General features: G+C 63.7%; 14 protein-coding genes and 1 pseudogene. 10 read left to right on the top strand and 5 right to left on the bottom strand.

Going from position 1 to position 14,376, the window contains the following annotated elements; genetic code table 11:
• The 4 genes and pseudogenes from ACXJL8_RS15100 to ACXJL8_RS15085 form a co-directional block, all read left to right on the top strand.
• Positions 1 to 369: pseudogene (locus ACXJL8_RS15100) on the top strand (ABC transporter ATP-binding protein C-terminal domain-containing protein); the annotation flags it as partial.
• Complete coding sequence (locus ACXJL8_RS15095) at positions 366 to 1,079, top strand: ABC transporter ATP-binding protein (protein ID WP_456622275.1); 714 nt, start codon at positions 366 to 368, stop codon at positions 1,077 to 1,079. The pseudogene ACXJL8_RS15100 and the gene ACXJL8_RS15095, both read left to right, overlap by 4 nt.
• A gap of 205 nt (positions 1,080 to 1,284) precedes the next feature.
• On the top strand, positions 1,285 to 1,464 hold the full coding sequence (locus tag ACXJL8_RS15090; RefSeq protein WP_456622276.1) for a hypothetical protein: 180 nt from the start codon (positions 1,285 to 1,287) through the stop codon (positions 1,462 to 1,464).
• 111 nt (positions 1,465 to 1,575) lie between these two features.
• Entirely contained in the window at positions 1,576 to 2,634 is a 1,059-nt protein-coding gene (locus ACXJL8_RS15085) for a YeiH family protein (RefSeq protein ID WP_456622277.1), read from the top strand.
• Positions 2,635 to 2,777: 143 nt separating this feature from the next.
• Here the strand turns inward: ACXJL8_RS15085 and ACXJL8_RS15080 are convergent, their stop codons facing one another.
• From ACXJL8_RS15080 to ACXJL8_RS15060, 5 genes are all read right to left on the bottom strand, one after another.
• Positions 2,778 to 3,650, bottom strand: a complete 873-nt coding sequence (locus tag ACXJL8_RS15080; protein ID WP_456622278.1) for an ABC transporter ATP-binding protein — start codon at positions 3,648 to 3,650, stop codon at positions 2,778 to 2,780.
• Entirely contained in the window at positions 3,647 to 4,549 is a 903-nt protein-coding gene (locus tag ACXJL8_RS15075; protein WP_456622279.1) for an ABC transporter permease, read from the bottom strand. Before ACXJL8_RS15075 ends, ACXJL8_RS15080 begins: the two co-directional genes overlap by 4 nt.
• On the bottom strand, positions 4,546 to 5,967 hold the full coding sequence (locus tag ACXJL8_RS15070; protein WP_456622280.1) for an ABC transporter substrate-binding protein: 1,422 nt from the start codon (positions 5,965 to 5,967) through the stop codon (positions 4,546 to 4,548). The genes ACXJL8_RS15075 and ACXJL8_RS15070 overlap by 4 nt, the downstream gene beginning before the upstream one ends.
• A gap of 181 nt (positions 5,968 to 6,148) precedes the next feature.
• The gene (locus ACXJL8_RS15065) at positions 6,149 to 6,922 is read right to left on the bottom strand and encodes a Crp/Fnr family transcriptional regulator (protein ID WP_456685181.1); all 774 of its coding nucleotides are present in this window, start codon (positions 6,920 to 6,922) and stop codon (positions 6,149 to 6,151) included.
• Between the two features lie 223 nt (positions 6,923 to 7,145).
• Positions 7,146 to 7,451 (bottom strand): gamma-butyrobetaine hydroxylase-like domain-containing protein, encoded by a 306-nt coding sequence (locus ACXJL8_RS15060; protein WP_456622282.1) that lies wholly within the window; start codon positions 7,449 to 7,451, stop codon positions 7,146 to 7,148.
• Positions 7,452 to 7,674: 223 nt separating this feature from the next.
• Between ACXJL8_RS15060 and ACXJL8_RS15055 the strand changes: the two genes are divergently transcribed.
• The 6 genes from ACXJL8_RS15055 to ytfQ all read left to right on the top strand — a co-directional run.
• Complete coding sequence (locus ACXJL8_RS15055; protein WP_456685180.1) at positions 7,675 to 8,448, top strand: ferredoxin--NADP reductase; 774 nt, start codon at positions 7,675 to 7,677, stop codon at positions 8,446 to 8,448.
• A gap of 103 nt (positions 8,449 to 8,551) precedes the next feature.
• Entirely contained in the window at positions 8,552 to 10,294 is a 1,743-nt protein-coding gene (locus ACXJL8_RS15050) for a fumarate reductase/succinate dehydrogenase flavoprotein subunit (protein WP_456622284.1), read from the top strand.
• A gap of 29 nt (positions 10,295 to 10,323) precedes the next feature.
• Complete coding sequence (locus ACXJL8_RS15045) at positions 10,324 to 10,557, top strand: 4Fe-4S dicluster domain-containing protein (protein WP_008141081.1); 234 nt, start codon at positions 10,324 to 10,326, stop codon at positions 10,555 to 10,557.
• 2 nt (positions 10,558 to 10,559) lie between these two features.
• Positions 10,560 to 11,537, top strand: coding sequence for a HEAT repeat domain-containing protein (locus ACXJL8_RS15040; RefSeq protein ID WP_456622285.1), 978 nt, complete (start codon positions 10,560 to 10,562; stop codon positions 11,535 to 11,537).
• 131 nt (positions 11,538 to 11,668) lie between these two features.
• On the top strand, positions 11,669 to 12,841 hold the full coding sequence (locus ACXJL8_RS15035) for a fumarylacetoacetate hydrolase family protein (RefSeq protein ID WP_456622286.1): 1,173 nt from the start codon (positions 11,669 to 11,671) through the stop codon (positions 12,839 to 12,841).
• A gap of 614 nt (positions 12,842 to 13,455) precedes the next feature.
• Positions 13,456 to 14,376: galactofuranose ABC transporter, galactofuranose-binding protein YtfQ (ytfQ, locus tag ACXJL8_RS15030; RefSeq protein ID WP_456685179.1), on the top strand; the 921-nt coding region annotated here is incomplete at its 3' end.

The following is a 14,376-nucleotide window of genomic DNA, read 5'->3' as shown; positions in this document are numbered from 1 at the left end:
TAGCTGGGCCTGGCGGGAAAACGCAACCGCACAGCCGCGACGCTGTCGCACGGTGACCAGAAGCTGCTCGACATTGCGCTGGCGCTGGTGCTCGAACCGAAAGTGCTGCTGCTGGACGAGCCGACCGCCGGCATGGGCCCGGAAGAGCGCTGGCGCATGATCGACAAGGTGCGCGAGCTCTGGGAGCGCGAGAAGATCACCGTCGTCTTCATCGAGCACGACATGGACATCGTGTTCAAGATCGCACCAAAAATCGTCGTGCTCTGTTACGGCCGCATTCTCGCCACCGGCACGCCCGACGAGATCCGCAACAACACCGCGGTGATCGAGGCCTATCTCGGCACCGAACATGCGGGAGCCGCCGCATGAGCGCAGCCATCATCGAGGTCGCCGATCTCGACGTCTATTACGGCACCAGCCAGATCCTGTTCGGCGTCAGCCTGTCGGTACGTCARGGCGAGACCATGGCGCTGTTGGGGCGCAACGGCGCCGGCAAGTCCACCACCATGAAGGCGATCATGGGCCTGGCGCCGCCGCGGCGGGGCAAAGTGAGCCTGCGCGGCGCGGTGATCTCCGGCCTCAAGCCGCACAGCATTGCGCGCGCCGGGCTCGGCTTCGTGCCGGAGGACCGCCAGATCTTTCCTGAGCACACGGTCGAGGACAATCTTGTCATCGGCAAAAAGCGCGGACCGGACGGCGAGGACGTATGGTCGATCAAGCGCATCTACGAGGTCTTTCCGCTGCTGGAGCCGCTGCGCCATCGCATCGCGGGGCGCCTGTCGGGCGGCGAGCAGCAGATGCTTGCGATCGCGCGCACGTTGATGGGCAATCCGGCGCTGCTGCTGCTCGACGAGCCGAGCGAGGGGCTTGCGCCGATCATCGTGCAGCGGATCGGGGAGTTGTTACGGCAGCTCCGCTCGCTCGGTTCGACCGTGTTGATCGCCGAACAGAACATGCATTTCTGCCTGGGCCTGGCGAGCCACGCCACGGTGATCGACAAGGGCCAGATCGTCTATGCGGCTGACATCGATGAGCTGAAGGCCAACGACGCGATCCGTCGCCGTTATCTGGCCCTCTAGCCGGGCTGCCGGAGCCAACAGGGCCCCGAAAGAAGAAAACCATCGTCCCGGCCTCCCGGCACGGAAGGAGTTTTCTTTCCCGGGACCAAAAAAGCCAATCGCTTCCATTGCTGATCGGGGCGGAAACGACGACATTCTGTCCAGAAATCAAACGACTGGCCTGATCATGGAACGCACTGGATTTGAACCGTTTGGCGAGCGCCTGGTGTCTGCGACGGACACCCAGCCGCGTTCGCGCGCGTCAAAATACCTGCTCCGGGCCGGAACGGGCCTGTTCTGGTCCCTGGTTGCGGCCATCGTGTTTGCGCGTGCGGCGTTTTTCGAGCCGGGCGTCTATGACAGCTTCAGCCGCGTTGCCTCGCTCGCCAAGAGCCTGATCTTCTGAGGCATCGCATCGGGGCCTGAGGACAGAACTTCCCTCGGGCCTGATATGTCGAAAACTTATTTCCCAACCGGGTCGTCCTGCGTATAAATCCTTCTCCTCCGGGAGAGATTTGTGTCGCAGAATCAAGCATCCAGTTCGGCCACGGCCAAGCCGGCCACCACCGCAAGCCGCCTTCTCGCGCTGATCCCCGGCGTTCTCCTCTGTATCGCTGTCGCCGGTGTCTCGGCCCTGCTGGAGCGGGCGGAACTGGGCGTTTTCGAGCATCCCTATGTCGAGGCGCTGGTGATGGCGATCCTGCTCGGCATGGCCTTGCGCAGCTTCTGGAAGCCCGCGCCACGCTGGCAGGCCGGTATCGCCTTCAGCGCCAAGCAGCTGCTCGAAGTCGCGGTGATGCTGCTCGGCGCTTCCATCAGCTTTGCCGCCATTGCGGCCTCGGGCGTCGCGCTGCTGGCCTCGATCGCCGCCGTCGTCGTGGTCGCGCTCAGCGCCAGCTTCGGCCTCAGCCGCCTGCTCGGTCTCTCGACCCGGCTGTCGATCCTGATCGCCTGCGGCAACTCCATCTGCGGCAATTCGGCGATCGCGGCGGTGGCCCCGATCATCGGCGCCAACAATGATGAGATCGCGTCCTCGATCTCCTTCACCGCGATCCTCGGCGTCATGATGGTGCTGGGGCTGCCGCTGCTGATTCCGCTCCTTCAATTGTCCGCCACGCAATACGGCATCCTCGCGGGCCTGACCGTCTATGCCGTGCCGCAGGTGCTGGCGGCGACAGTGCCGGCCGGGCTCGTCAGCACGCAGATCGGCACGCTCGTCAAACTGATGCGCGTGTTGATGCTCGGGCCCGTCGTCGTCGGCCTGTCGCTGGTGGCTTCGCGTTGGCAGAGCGACGCCAAGAAGACCAGTGTCGGATTCTTCCGCCTTGTGCCCTGGTTCATCCTCGGCTTCCTCGTGCTGGCAACGTTGCGTTCGCTCGAGATCGTGCCGGCCACCGTCGTAGGGCCGGTGACGAAGATCACGGGTTTTCTCACGGTGGTGTCGATGGCCGCGCTCGGGCTCGGCGTCGACGTGCGCGTGCTCGCCAATGTCGGCGGCAGGGTGACCGCGGCCGTGACGCTGTCGCTGATGCTGCTGCTCGGCATCAGCATCGCACTGGTGCACTGGTTCAAGTGAGGGGCGCGAAGGTGCCGTAGGGTGGGCAAAGGCGCGAAAGCGCCGTGCCCACCGTTCGGTTCGGCGTGCGACCAAGATGGTGGGCACGCTTCGCTTTGCCCACCCTACGAGACCGTCATCCCCGCAAGCGGGGCGAGGTGAAGTCAGATCACATCCGCCAGCGAAGCGCCGTGCAGCTCGATGTTGAGCCCTTGCATGCCCAGATCGCTGATCTCGCCGCCCATCGCCTTGATGCTCTCCTCGCGGATCAAGGACATCAGTCCGCGGCGCAGCGCCAGAAATTCCGACGACATCATCATCGATTGCTGCCGCGGCCGCTCCAGCGGAATCGGGATTTCGGCCTTGATCGAGCCGGGGCGCGCGGTCATGCAGTAGACCCGATCAGACAGGAAGATCGCCTCGTCGATGTCGTGGGTGACGAACAGCACCGAGATCTTCAGCCGCTGCCACATGTTGGTGAGGATCTGCTGCATGATGACCCGGGTCTGAGCGTCGAGCGCGCCGAACGGCTCGTCCAGCAGCAGGACCTTCGGTCCCGTGGCGAGCGCGCGGACGATGCCGACGCGCTGCTTCATGCCGCCGGAGAGCTTTTCCGGATAATGCTTCTCGAAGGCCTCCAGCCCTGCCAGCCCGAGCAGGGTGCGCGCCGCGCGCTCGCGCTGGGAGCGCGCCATGCCGCGCATCTTCAGGCCGAACTCGACATTCTCCCGCACCGTCTTCCAGGGAAACAGCGAATATTGCTGGAACACCATGCCGCGCTCGGCGCTGGGGCCGTTGACCTTCTCGCCGTCGACGGTGACCACGCCGGTGGTCGGCTTGAGGAAGCCCGCGACCGCATTGAGCAGCGTCGACTTTCCGCAGCCGGAAGGACCGACGATCGAGACGAACTCGCCCGGATTGACGTGGATCTGGGTGTCGGTGACGGCCTCAACCGGTCCCTCGATGCTGTCATAGCTCAGCGAAAAATTCCTGACCTCGATATGGCCCTGCGGTGCTTTGGCCAGGATCTCGTTCATTTCAGCCTCCACGGCATCACCAATTGTCCGGCGCCCCGGATCAGCAGGCTCGAGCCGAGGCCGAGCACGCCGATCGCGATCATGCCGAGCGCAATGTCGGCATACTGAACCAGCGAATAGGCCTCCCAGGTGAAATAGCCGATGCCGTATTGCCCGGAGATCATCTCGGCGGCGATCAGCGACACCCAGGCGACGCCCATGCCGACGGTGAGGCCGGTGAAGATGTGCGGCAGCGAAGCCGGGAAATAGACTTCACGGAAGATCGAGCGCTCGCGCGCGCCGAGACATTGCGCGGCGCGCACCAGCACGGGATCGACCAGCGACATGCCGTGCAGCGTATTGACCAGGATCGGGAAGAACGAGCCGAGGAAGGTGATGTAGACGATGCTCTGCTCGTTGGTCGGCCACAGCATGATCGCCATCGGCACCCAGGCGATCGCCGGGATCGGCCGCAGCACCTCCGCCACCGGGAAGATGATCTCATGCACCAGCTTGAAGCGGCCCATGATCAGCCCGAGCGGCACCCCGACGATGGCCGCAAGCGAGAAGCCGATGAAGATGCGCCGGCAGCTCAAGAGGATGTGCAGCAGGAATTTTGGATCGTGGATCGCCTTGGTGAAGCTCGCATAGACCGCGAGCGGCGAGGGCACGTTGGTGAAGCGCACGAAGAACACGACGCGGTAGGTCGTGAGCAGGTGCCAGACCAGCAGGAAGGCGAGCAGCGACATGATGCCGATCGCGATCGCGCGCAGCCCGCCGCGGTTCAGCCGGTACCAGCGCAGCGCAAGCGTACCGAAGGAGGCCGGCGTCGCGGGCGATGCGGCGGGGACGGGGTCCGCCTCCGCGGTACCTGCCGGCATGCTGTCCTCGGAATGTCTGAGGATGGCGGGGCTGCTCACGTCTTGCCTCCGCTGACCGCCGCCTTCACCGCGTCGTCGAAGCCGAGCACCTTGCCGCTGATCTTGGCGGCATGGGCCTCGGCGTCCTTCTTCAGCAGGAACGGCGCCACCTCGCCATCGCCGACCGCGAAGAAGGCCTGGTCGGCGAACAGCTTGATGCCGCGCGTGGTGTCGAAGACGTAGGCGACGTTGATCTTCCTGCCCTTGGCCTTGTAGTCGGCATAGGCCCCCAGCGTGCAGGCCGCCGACGCAAACGGCAGGATGCCGGCCCCGTCGACCCAGACCTCGCCGGCCTTGCGCGGATCGGCGATCGGTTTCTTGCAGAAGGTGTCTTCGCCTGAAATCTCGTAATTCTTCGTGCTGCCGAGTTGCGCGTCATAGTCGAGCTTCATCTCGGCATAGGCCTTGCGGATGTAGGAATCATCGACCCACTTCTTCGGATCGAACTCCTTCATGCGGCCGAGATTCTGCAGCACCTTGACGTCGGTCGTGGCGGCATCGATCAGTGCCGGCTTGACGGTCGGGTCGGTGGTCATGTTGCCGCTGGGACCGAGGAAGATGTAGACGACCTCCTTGCTGATGCCGGTCCATTCCTGAATCTTTTCGGCGGCAAGTTTTGGATCATCCCGCAGCCACTGGTTGGCGGCGATGACCGCCTTCAGATAGGCGATGACGACCTCCGGATATTTCTCCGCAAAGTCGGTGCGGACGACGATGCCGTGGAAGGTCGGCAGGTTGGTCTCGACGCCATCAAAAATCTTTCGCGCGAAGCCGCGGAACGGCAAGAGCTCGGCGAAGGGAACGAAGTCGGCATGCGCGTCGATCTTCTTCTCCTGGAGATTGGTCGAGCCGACCTCCGGGCTCTGGCTGACGAGCTGGAAGAAATCGGCCGGATAGCCACGGTCCTGCATCGCCTTCAGCACCATGCCGTGCGCGGCGGAGCCGAAGGGAACGCTGACGAGCTTGCCCTTGAGATCGGCGAATTCGTAATAGGGTGAGTCCTTGTGGACGACGATGCCGTTGCCGGAGCCGGACAGGCTGTAGGCGGCGATGCCGATCAGCCGGCTCTTGCTCTCGGGATTGGTTTCGAAGGTGAAGCCGTTCACGATCAGCGGATAGTCGCCCATCATGCCGATCTGCAGCTTGTTCGCCATCATCGCGTTGGTGACGGGCGGACCGGACGTGAAGTTCTGCCACTCCAGCTCGAACTTGATGTTGGAATATTTGCCGTCCTTCGGCAGGTATTTTTCGAGGAGATGCAACTGGCGGATGACGACGCCGGCGGTCACCGTGTTGGTCGTGGTGTCCTGCGTTCCGATGCCGAGCGTGACGGTTTCCGCAATGGCCGGCTGTGCGAGGAGAAGCGCCAGCGACGTCACCGACATCGCGATCGAGAGCGTGGGAAGATGGCGGACCATTCTCATCCTCATTCGGTTGGATGTGCTGTGGTTGCCATGATTGGGTGAGGGCGCGGGCAGGGCAAATCCGGAATTACCGTCGCAGTCGATTAGTTGCCRGGAAAAGCTGATTGCATACTCCTTGGGCAGTCCTGCACGATAAAGCCGCTTGCATGTGCATCCGCGCGGGTCGCCGCCGGTTTTAGTCGGCCGCCTGGCCGCGCATCTCTTCCAGCACGTCGGGCCGGCAGACCACGATCTGCGACCGCTTGGTCAGCACGATTCCCTTCTCCTGCATGCGCTTCAGGCTGATCGTGACCCATTGCCTGGTGGCGCCGACCATGTGGGCGATGTCGGCATGAGTGAAGGCGGCCGCGATCACCCGGCCGTCGGCATCCTCGACGCCATAGAGCTCGACGAGATGCAGCAGCAGGTGCGCGAGCCGCTGCGTGATCGAGCGCGTTCCCAGCATCTGGGCCAGCGCCGAATAGCACTTGCCCTTGAAGGTCAGCCCTTCGATCAGGCCGATGGCCAGATTGGGGATCTCCACGGCAAGCGCCCGCAGCTCTTTTCCGGGCAGGTGCACGACACTGCAATTGCTGGATGCAACGCCGGACCATTGGTGCACGGTGCCCTCGAACACTTCGGGCCCGCCGACGAAATTGCCGACATGCCAATAGGCCAGCRTGATCTCGCGCCCGAGCGGAGAGGTGTAGAACACGCGAATGCGGCCGCTCTCGATCAGCCAGATGCCGTCATGCTTGCCGCCCTGGCTKAACAGCGTCTGGCCGCGGTTGAGCACCTTGCGGCGGCCCTGCTTCAGCACCAGCTCGCGCTCGCGCGGCGTCAGCTTGTCCATCAGCGGCGGCGGTCCGCCGATCCATTGCTGGTTCTCGGTGAGCAGCAGCGAGGAGCTGCCGGCAGGCCGACCCGTTGCGGGAACCGTCCCGCGAACCACACTGGCCGCCTGCAACATCACCTGCCTCCGGAACGTTCAAATCGTTCTAAAGAGGAGCAATGTCCGTGCCAGATGGGGTTAGGAACCGGGCGATATGCATGAAGCCGTCGTCCTGGCGAAAGCCAGGACCCATTACCACAGGCGTGTGTGGGTGCACGCCGCTGTGGCCACAACCCGCTTTCGCAACTCGCTCTTGGGGTAATGGGTCCTGGCTTTCGCCAGGACGACATTGAATGTTGAGCTAGCGCCCCGCCAAACTCAGCAAATACGGCTTGGGATAAATCCCCCGATTGTGCCCGTCCGAAAACGAGATGTTCAGCCCGTAGCCGAGATCGCCGATCTCGGTGATGGCGATGCCCGGGAAGCGTTCGGGGAAGCGGCCGTCGAAGCGGGCGCGGGTGCAGTGGGCGCATTTGCAGGAGAGGCGGAGCTGCTCGGCGGGAAGGCTGAGTTGATCGGCCTGCGCGGTGCGGACAAGCAGCGTCGCGAGATCGGCGCTTGCTTCATAGTCGGCCACGGTCGGCGGCACCAATGCGGTCACGGTCATGACGAACCTCCGACTCTCTTCTACGCGGGCGCGGCACCGCCGCGATAGCAACTAATTGCCAGCGCGGATGCGCGGCGGGAGTGGTCGTCTGCGCTTGCTGCCTCATCTTCAATCATCGCCCGCGAAATGTGAAACTAATCGACCGGGAATTTCAGTTCGGCGTTGCCGGAATCCCGCCTCTCCGAAACCTTGTGCGCAATCGATGGCTAAGGAGAGACAACGGATGAGTGCCTTTCAGAAGGAAACGGTTTTGTCGGTCAGGCACTGGACCGACAGCCTGTTCAGCTTCACGGCGACGCGCGATCCCGGCTTCCGCTTTCAGAACGGCCAGTTCGCGATGATCGGGCTGGAAGTCGAGGGCAAGCCGTTGATGCGCGCCTACAGCATGGCGAGCGCCAATCACGAGGAGGCGTTGGAGTTCTTCTCGATCAAGGTTCAGGACGGCCCGTTGACCTCGCGCCTGCAGAAGATCCGGGAGGGCGACGTCATCCTGGTCGGCCGCAAGGCCACGGGCACGCTGATCACCGRCAAYCTCATYCCRGGCAAGCGGCTGMTRYTGCTCTCGACCGGSACGGGSCTYGCGCCGTTCGCGAGCCTGATCAAGGACCCCGACGTCTACGARMAKTWCGAGACCATCGTGCTSGYSCATGGCTGCCGCCARGTCTCCGAGCTCGCCTATGGCGAGCACCTCGTCGACGGCTTGCGCAATCACGAATTCTTCGGGCCCCTGATCCGCGACAAGCTGGTCTACTACCCGACGGTCACCCGCGAGCCGTTCAAGAACCGCGGACGCATCACCGATTTGATCGCATCCAACCAGATGTTCGACGATATCGGGCAGTCCGGCCTCGATATCGGGACGGATCGCATCATGCTGTGCGGCAGCCCGGGAATGCTGGAGGAGCTGCACGAAATGCTCTCCGCGCGCGGCTTTGTGGAGGGGAACCACAGCCAGCCCGGCCATTTCGTGATCGAGAAGGCTTTCGTCGAGCGGTGAGGACAAATCGCATCGCGGCGACAACTAATTGCTATCGCCGAGAAGCCCCCTGAACAAATCTGATGCAACGGCGCCGGACCTGCCGGCGAACCAGGAGCAAGCGATGGCACTAGATCAGATCGTCGACGGACTTTCGGAGGTTTCCTGCGATGTGCTGGTCATCGGCGGCGGCACGGCCGGCCCGATGGCGGCGCTCAAGGCGAAGCTGAAGAACCCGAAGGCCAATGTCGTCCTGCTCGAAAAGGCCAACGTCAAGCGTTCCGGCGCGATCTCGATGGGCATGGACGGGCTCAACAACGCCGTCATCCCCGGCTACGCCACGCCGGAGCAGTACACCAAGGAAATCACCATCGCCAATGACGGCATCGTCGACCAGAAGGCGGTCTATAAATACGCGCAGAACTGCTACAAGATCATCGAAGAGCTCGACAGTTTCGGCATCCGCTTCCTGAAGAACGAGAACGGCGACTATGCCGTCAAGAAGGTGCATCACATCGGCACCTACGTGCTGCCGATGCCGAACGGCGAGACCGTGAAGAAGGCGCTCTACCGCCAGCTCCGCCGCGCCCGCATCCTGATCTCCAACCGCTACATGGCGACGCGGCTCTTGAAATCCGCCGACGGCCGCATTGCCGGCGCGATCAGCGTCAACACCCGCACCGCCGAGATCCTGGTGATCAAGGCCAAGGCGGTGATCCTGTGCATGGGCGCCGCCGGCCGCCTCGGTCTGCCGACCTCCGGCTACATGTTCGGCACCTACGAGAACGCCGCCAATTCCGGCGACGGCTACGCCATGGCCTATCACGCCGGCGCCGCGCTGGCGAACCTCGAATGCTACCAGATCAATCCACTGATCAAGGACTATAACGGCCCGGCCTGCGCCTATGTCGCCGGACCCTTCGGCGCCTTTACCGCCAATAATGAAGGCTCGCGCTTCATCGAATGTGACTACTGGTCCGGCCAGATGATGCTGGAGTTCTACAACGAGTTGCTGTCGGGCAAAGGACCGGTGTTCCTTCAGCTCAAGCATTTGCATCCCGACACCATCTCCGAGATCGAATCCACCTTGCACAAGGTCGAGCGTCCCACGCGCGGCCTGTTCCAGCAGGGACGCGGCGTCGACTACCGCAGCGAGTCGATCGAGATGCATATCTCGGAGATCGGTTTCTGCTCCGGCCACAGCGCCTCCGGCGTGTTCGTCGACGACAATGCCCGCACCACCGTGCCCGGCCTCTATGCCGCCGGCGACATGGCGAGCGTGCCGCACAATTACATGCTGGGTGCCTTCACCAACGGCTCGGTCGCCGGCATCGACGCCATGGAGTTCGCCGACAGCCACGACTTTGCGGAATTCGACGCGGCAGACGTCGCCAAGGAACGCGACCGCGTGCTGGCGCCGACCAGGCGCGAGGACGGCATTCCACCGAACCAGGTCGAGTACAAGACCCGCCGTCTCGTCAACGACTATCTCCAGCCGCCAAAGGTCACGCGCAAATACGAGCTCGGCATGCGCCGCCTCGCCGAAACGCGGCAGGACATGCAGGAGCACATGATCGCCCGCAACGCGCACGAATTGCTCCGCGCGCTCGAAGTGCAGTCGATCATGGATTGCGCCGACATGGCGGTGCATGCCTCGCTCTACCGCGAGGAAAGCCGCTGGGGCCTCTATCACTGGCGCACGGATTTTCCGGAGAAGGACAACGAGAACTGGTTCTGCCACACGCTGCTCTCCAAGCAGGACGGCAAGATGACCAGCGAGAAGCGCGCGGTGGAGCCCTATGTCGTGCCGATCGCGGACGACGAGAAGGACCTCTACGACAAGCAACGCATCCGCGCCACCGCCTGATCCACCGCACAAGCAACAGGAGAATTACGATGCCTCTCGCGTCCTATCAGACATCGGTTCCGGTGGTCGTCGACGACGCCAAATGCATCGCCGACAAGGGCTGCACGGTCTGCGTCGACGTCTGCCCGCTCGACGTGCTGCGCATCAGCGACATGACCGGCAAGGCCTACATGGCCTATGATGAATGCTGGTACTGCATGCCCTGCGAGGCGGATTGCCCGACCGGCGCCGTCACCGTCAACATTCCCTATCTGCTGAGGTAGTCATGGCGAGCCCGTTCGAGTCCTATGACGATCTCGAAGACGCCGACGAGCGGCTTCAGGCCGCCGATCCCGCCGAGCGCCGCGTCGCCATCATCGCACTCGGCCATTCCGGCGATCCGGCGGCGGTTGCGCATCTCGCCAACATGGTGGCCGATCCCGATGCCGGCGTGCGCCAGCAGGTCGCGATGGCGCTCGGCGAATTCGACGGGCCGGAGTCGGCGAGGGCGCTGATCAAGCTGTTGGTTGATCCTGAAAGGATCGTGGCGTCGGCCGCGGCCGACAGCATGGCGGAGTTCAAGGATCCCGCCTGTGCCGAGATCATCCTGCCGCTGGTCAAGCACGCCCACGCCTTCGTCCGCATGGGCGCGTTGCGCGCGCTGAAGGAGCTGCGCTGCAAGGATACGCTGAAGCCGGCGCTGGAAGCGCTGCTGGATTCTGACGCCGCGGTGCGCGTGCAGGCGATCGGCGTGATCGGCTTCCTGAAGCTGGAAGAATCGATCCCCGCGCTGACCGCGCTGATCAACGATCCCGACGCCCATGTGCGCCGCGCCGCCGTGAGCGCGCTGGCGTTCTCGCAGCTGAAACCCGCGGCGGAGACGATCACGCGTGCGTTGAAGGATTCCGACTGGATGGTGCGCGAGATGGCGGCGGAAACGCTCGGCCTCAACGTCAATGGTTCGCTTGCGGCCGATCAACTGGTCGCGTGCCTTGCCGACGAATTCTGGCAGGTGCGGCTGAAGGCGATCCGCAGCCTCGGCAAGATGAAGATCGAGCGCGCGGTGCGCCCGATCGGCAATTGCATCAACCACGACCAGGCCAATTTGCGGAAAGAGGCGGCTGCCGCGCTCGGCGAGATCGCCCATCCCGACGGCGAAGCGTTCCTGGCCGTCATCGCCGACGATGCCGATCCCGATGTGCGCAAGAATGCACGCTGGGCGCTCCAGCAGATTGCAGCCCGCAAGGCGCGCGCAGGCGCATAAAGGCGCGGGCAGGGGCATAGCGGCTCTTCGCTGCCGGTCTGGACTTCCCGTGCCAGACGTTTATTGGTCTTCGCCAATGGGATCGGCTGCTCTCAACGCGGCCGGTCCGAAAAACAGCGAGGACGCGGGCCATGACGACTTTGACGGTTAAAGATCTTCTCCCAGAGGACGGCACGCGGGGAACGCTCGTCGGCCGCGTCTGGCTGCCGCAGGTCAATGGTCCAGCCGTGGTCGCCGTGCGCGCCGACGGTGTCTTCGACGTCACCGCAAGGTTTCCGACCGTCAGTGCGCTCTGCGAAGAGGACAATCCGGCCAAGGCGCTTGCCGCGACCAAGGGCGAACGCATCGGCGATCTCGACGCCATCGTGGCCAACACGGCACCCGACGGGCGTGACCCCAAGAAGCCCTGGCTGCTCGCGCCGGTCGATCTCCAGACTCTGAAGGCCGCCGGTGTCACTTTCGCCATCTCGATGCTGGAGCGCGTGATCGAGGAGCGGGCCAAGGGCAATCCGGCCTCGGCCGAAGCAATCCGCAAAGAGGTGACACGGCTGATCGGCGACGACCTGTCGAAGCTCAAGCCGGGCTCGGATCAGGCGATGCACCTGAAGCAGGTGCTGATCGATCAGAACGCCTGGAGCCAGTATCTCGAGGTCGGCATCGGCCCCGACGCCGAGGTCTTCACCAAGGCGCCGACTATGTCCTCGGTCGGCACCGGCATGGATGCCGGTCTGCATCCGAAATCGACCTGGAACAACCCGGAGCCTGAGCTGGTGCTGTTCGTCTCCAGCCGCGGCAAGATTGTCGGTGGTGCGCTCGGCAACGATGTCAATCTGCGCGACTTCGAGGGGCGCTCGGCGCTGCTGCTCTCGAAGGCCAAGGACAACAACGCCTCCTGCGCGATCGGCCCGCTGCTGCGCCTGTTCGACGACAGTTTTACGCTCGACGACGCGCGCAAGCTCGACATCAGCCTGAACGTGAAGGGGGCGGACGGTTTTGTCCTCGACGGCCACTCCTCGATCAGCAAGATCAGCCGCGATCCCACCGATCTGGTTGAGCAGACGATCGGGCCCGTGCATCAATATCCCGACGGCTTCGTGCTGTTCCTCGGCACCATGTTCGCGCCGGTCAAGGATCGCGACGCGCCGGGGCAGGGCTTCACCCACAAGCGCGACGACATCGTCACGATCGCAGCGCCCCAACTCGGCAAGCTCGTCAACCGCATGCGCGGCAGCGACCAGTGCGAACCCTGGACCTTCGGCATCGGCGCGCTGATGAAGAACCTGGCGCAGCGGAAGCTGATCTAGCTCGCTGTTCTTCGCCTCTCCCCGCGTGCGGGGAGAGGCCGGAATTCGCGCGCGAAGCGCGAATTCCGGGTGAGGGGGACTCTCCGCGAGTCGATTTGGTCGATAGACGTTGAACTCTCTCCACATCGTCATTGCAATAACGGGATTGAGCAGCGAGCGCTTATCTCTCCCCGTCACCCTGAGGTGCGCGCTCTGCTGCGCGGAGCGTTGCAGGGCAAGCCTCGAAGGGCGACGGCCCGGCTGCGTCGGGGCCGCTCATCCTTCGAGGCTCTCCATGGGACGCGCTGCGCCCCATGGCTCGCATCTCCAGCGACAACGGCTTCGCCGTTGCGCGGGGATGACGGAACCAATAGTGCCCTCATTGCGCGCGCAGCGAAACAGTCCGGCCTACGTCATTTCCTTCATCTCCCCGTTGCATCGCTGGAACAAAATCGCGCTGGGCGTGTCATAGGACTGCCCTCCCGCTTCCAAGCCGCTCCGCGCAAATAGTCAGATAATATGACTAGTCGGAACCGATCTTCCGTGAAATAGTGCCTCCCGTCGCCCTAAAGGGCGATCTTTGGGTGCCATGTTACCAATCGGCGCCCGGGATAAACACTTGGGAGACACGCCTGATGACCCTCAAAGCCCTTTTTGTAGCCAGCGCCTCCGCCGCGTTGCTGCTAGCGCTGCCGGCCAGCGCCGGCCAGCTCACCATCGGCTTCTCGCAGATCGGATCGGAATCCGGCTGGCGCGCGGCCGAAACTTCCGTCTCCAAGCAGGAAGCCGCCAAGCGCCAGGTCAATCTCAAGATCGCCGACGCTCAGCAGAAGCAGGAGAACCAGATCAAGGCGATCCGCTCCTTCATCGCGCAGAATGTCGATGCGATCTTCCTTGCGCCCGTGGTCTCGACCGGTTGGGACTCGGTGCTGAAGGAGGCCAAGGAGGCCAAGATCCCGGTCGTGCTGCTCGACCGCGACATCGATCCCTCCGGCAAGGAGCTCTATCTCACCGCCGTCACCTCGGACAGCGTGCACGAAGGCGAGGTCGCCGGCGACTGGCTTGCGAAGACCGTCGGCGGCAAGGCCTGCAACGTCGTTGAATTGCAGGGCACGGTCGGCGCGAGCGTCGCCGCCAACCGCAAGAAGGGTTTTGACACCGCGATCGCCAAGCATGCGAACCTGAAAGTGGTGCGCAGCCAGACCGGCGACTTCACCCGTGCCAAGGGCAAGGAGGTGATGGAAAGCTTCATCAAGGCCGAAGGCGGCGGCAAGTCGATCTGCGCGGTCTATGCGCATAACGACGACATGATGGTCGGTGCGATCCAGGCGATGAAGGAAGCCGGCCTCAAGCCCGGCAAGGACATCCTCACCGTCTCGATCGACGCGGTTCCCGATATCTTCAAGGCGATGGTCGCCGGCGAAGCCAACGCCACCGTCGAGCTGACGCCGAACATGGCGGGCCCGGCGCTCGATGCCATCGCGGCCTTCAAGGACAAGGGCACCACGCCGCCGAAATGGATCCAGACGGACTCGAAGCTCTACACCGCCGCCGAC

The organism is Bradyrhizobium sp. P5_C11_2 (assembly GCF_054049755.1).
This window is presented reverse-complemented; position numbering and strand designations above follow the sequence as displayed.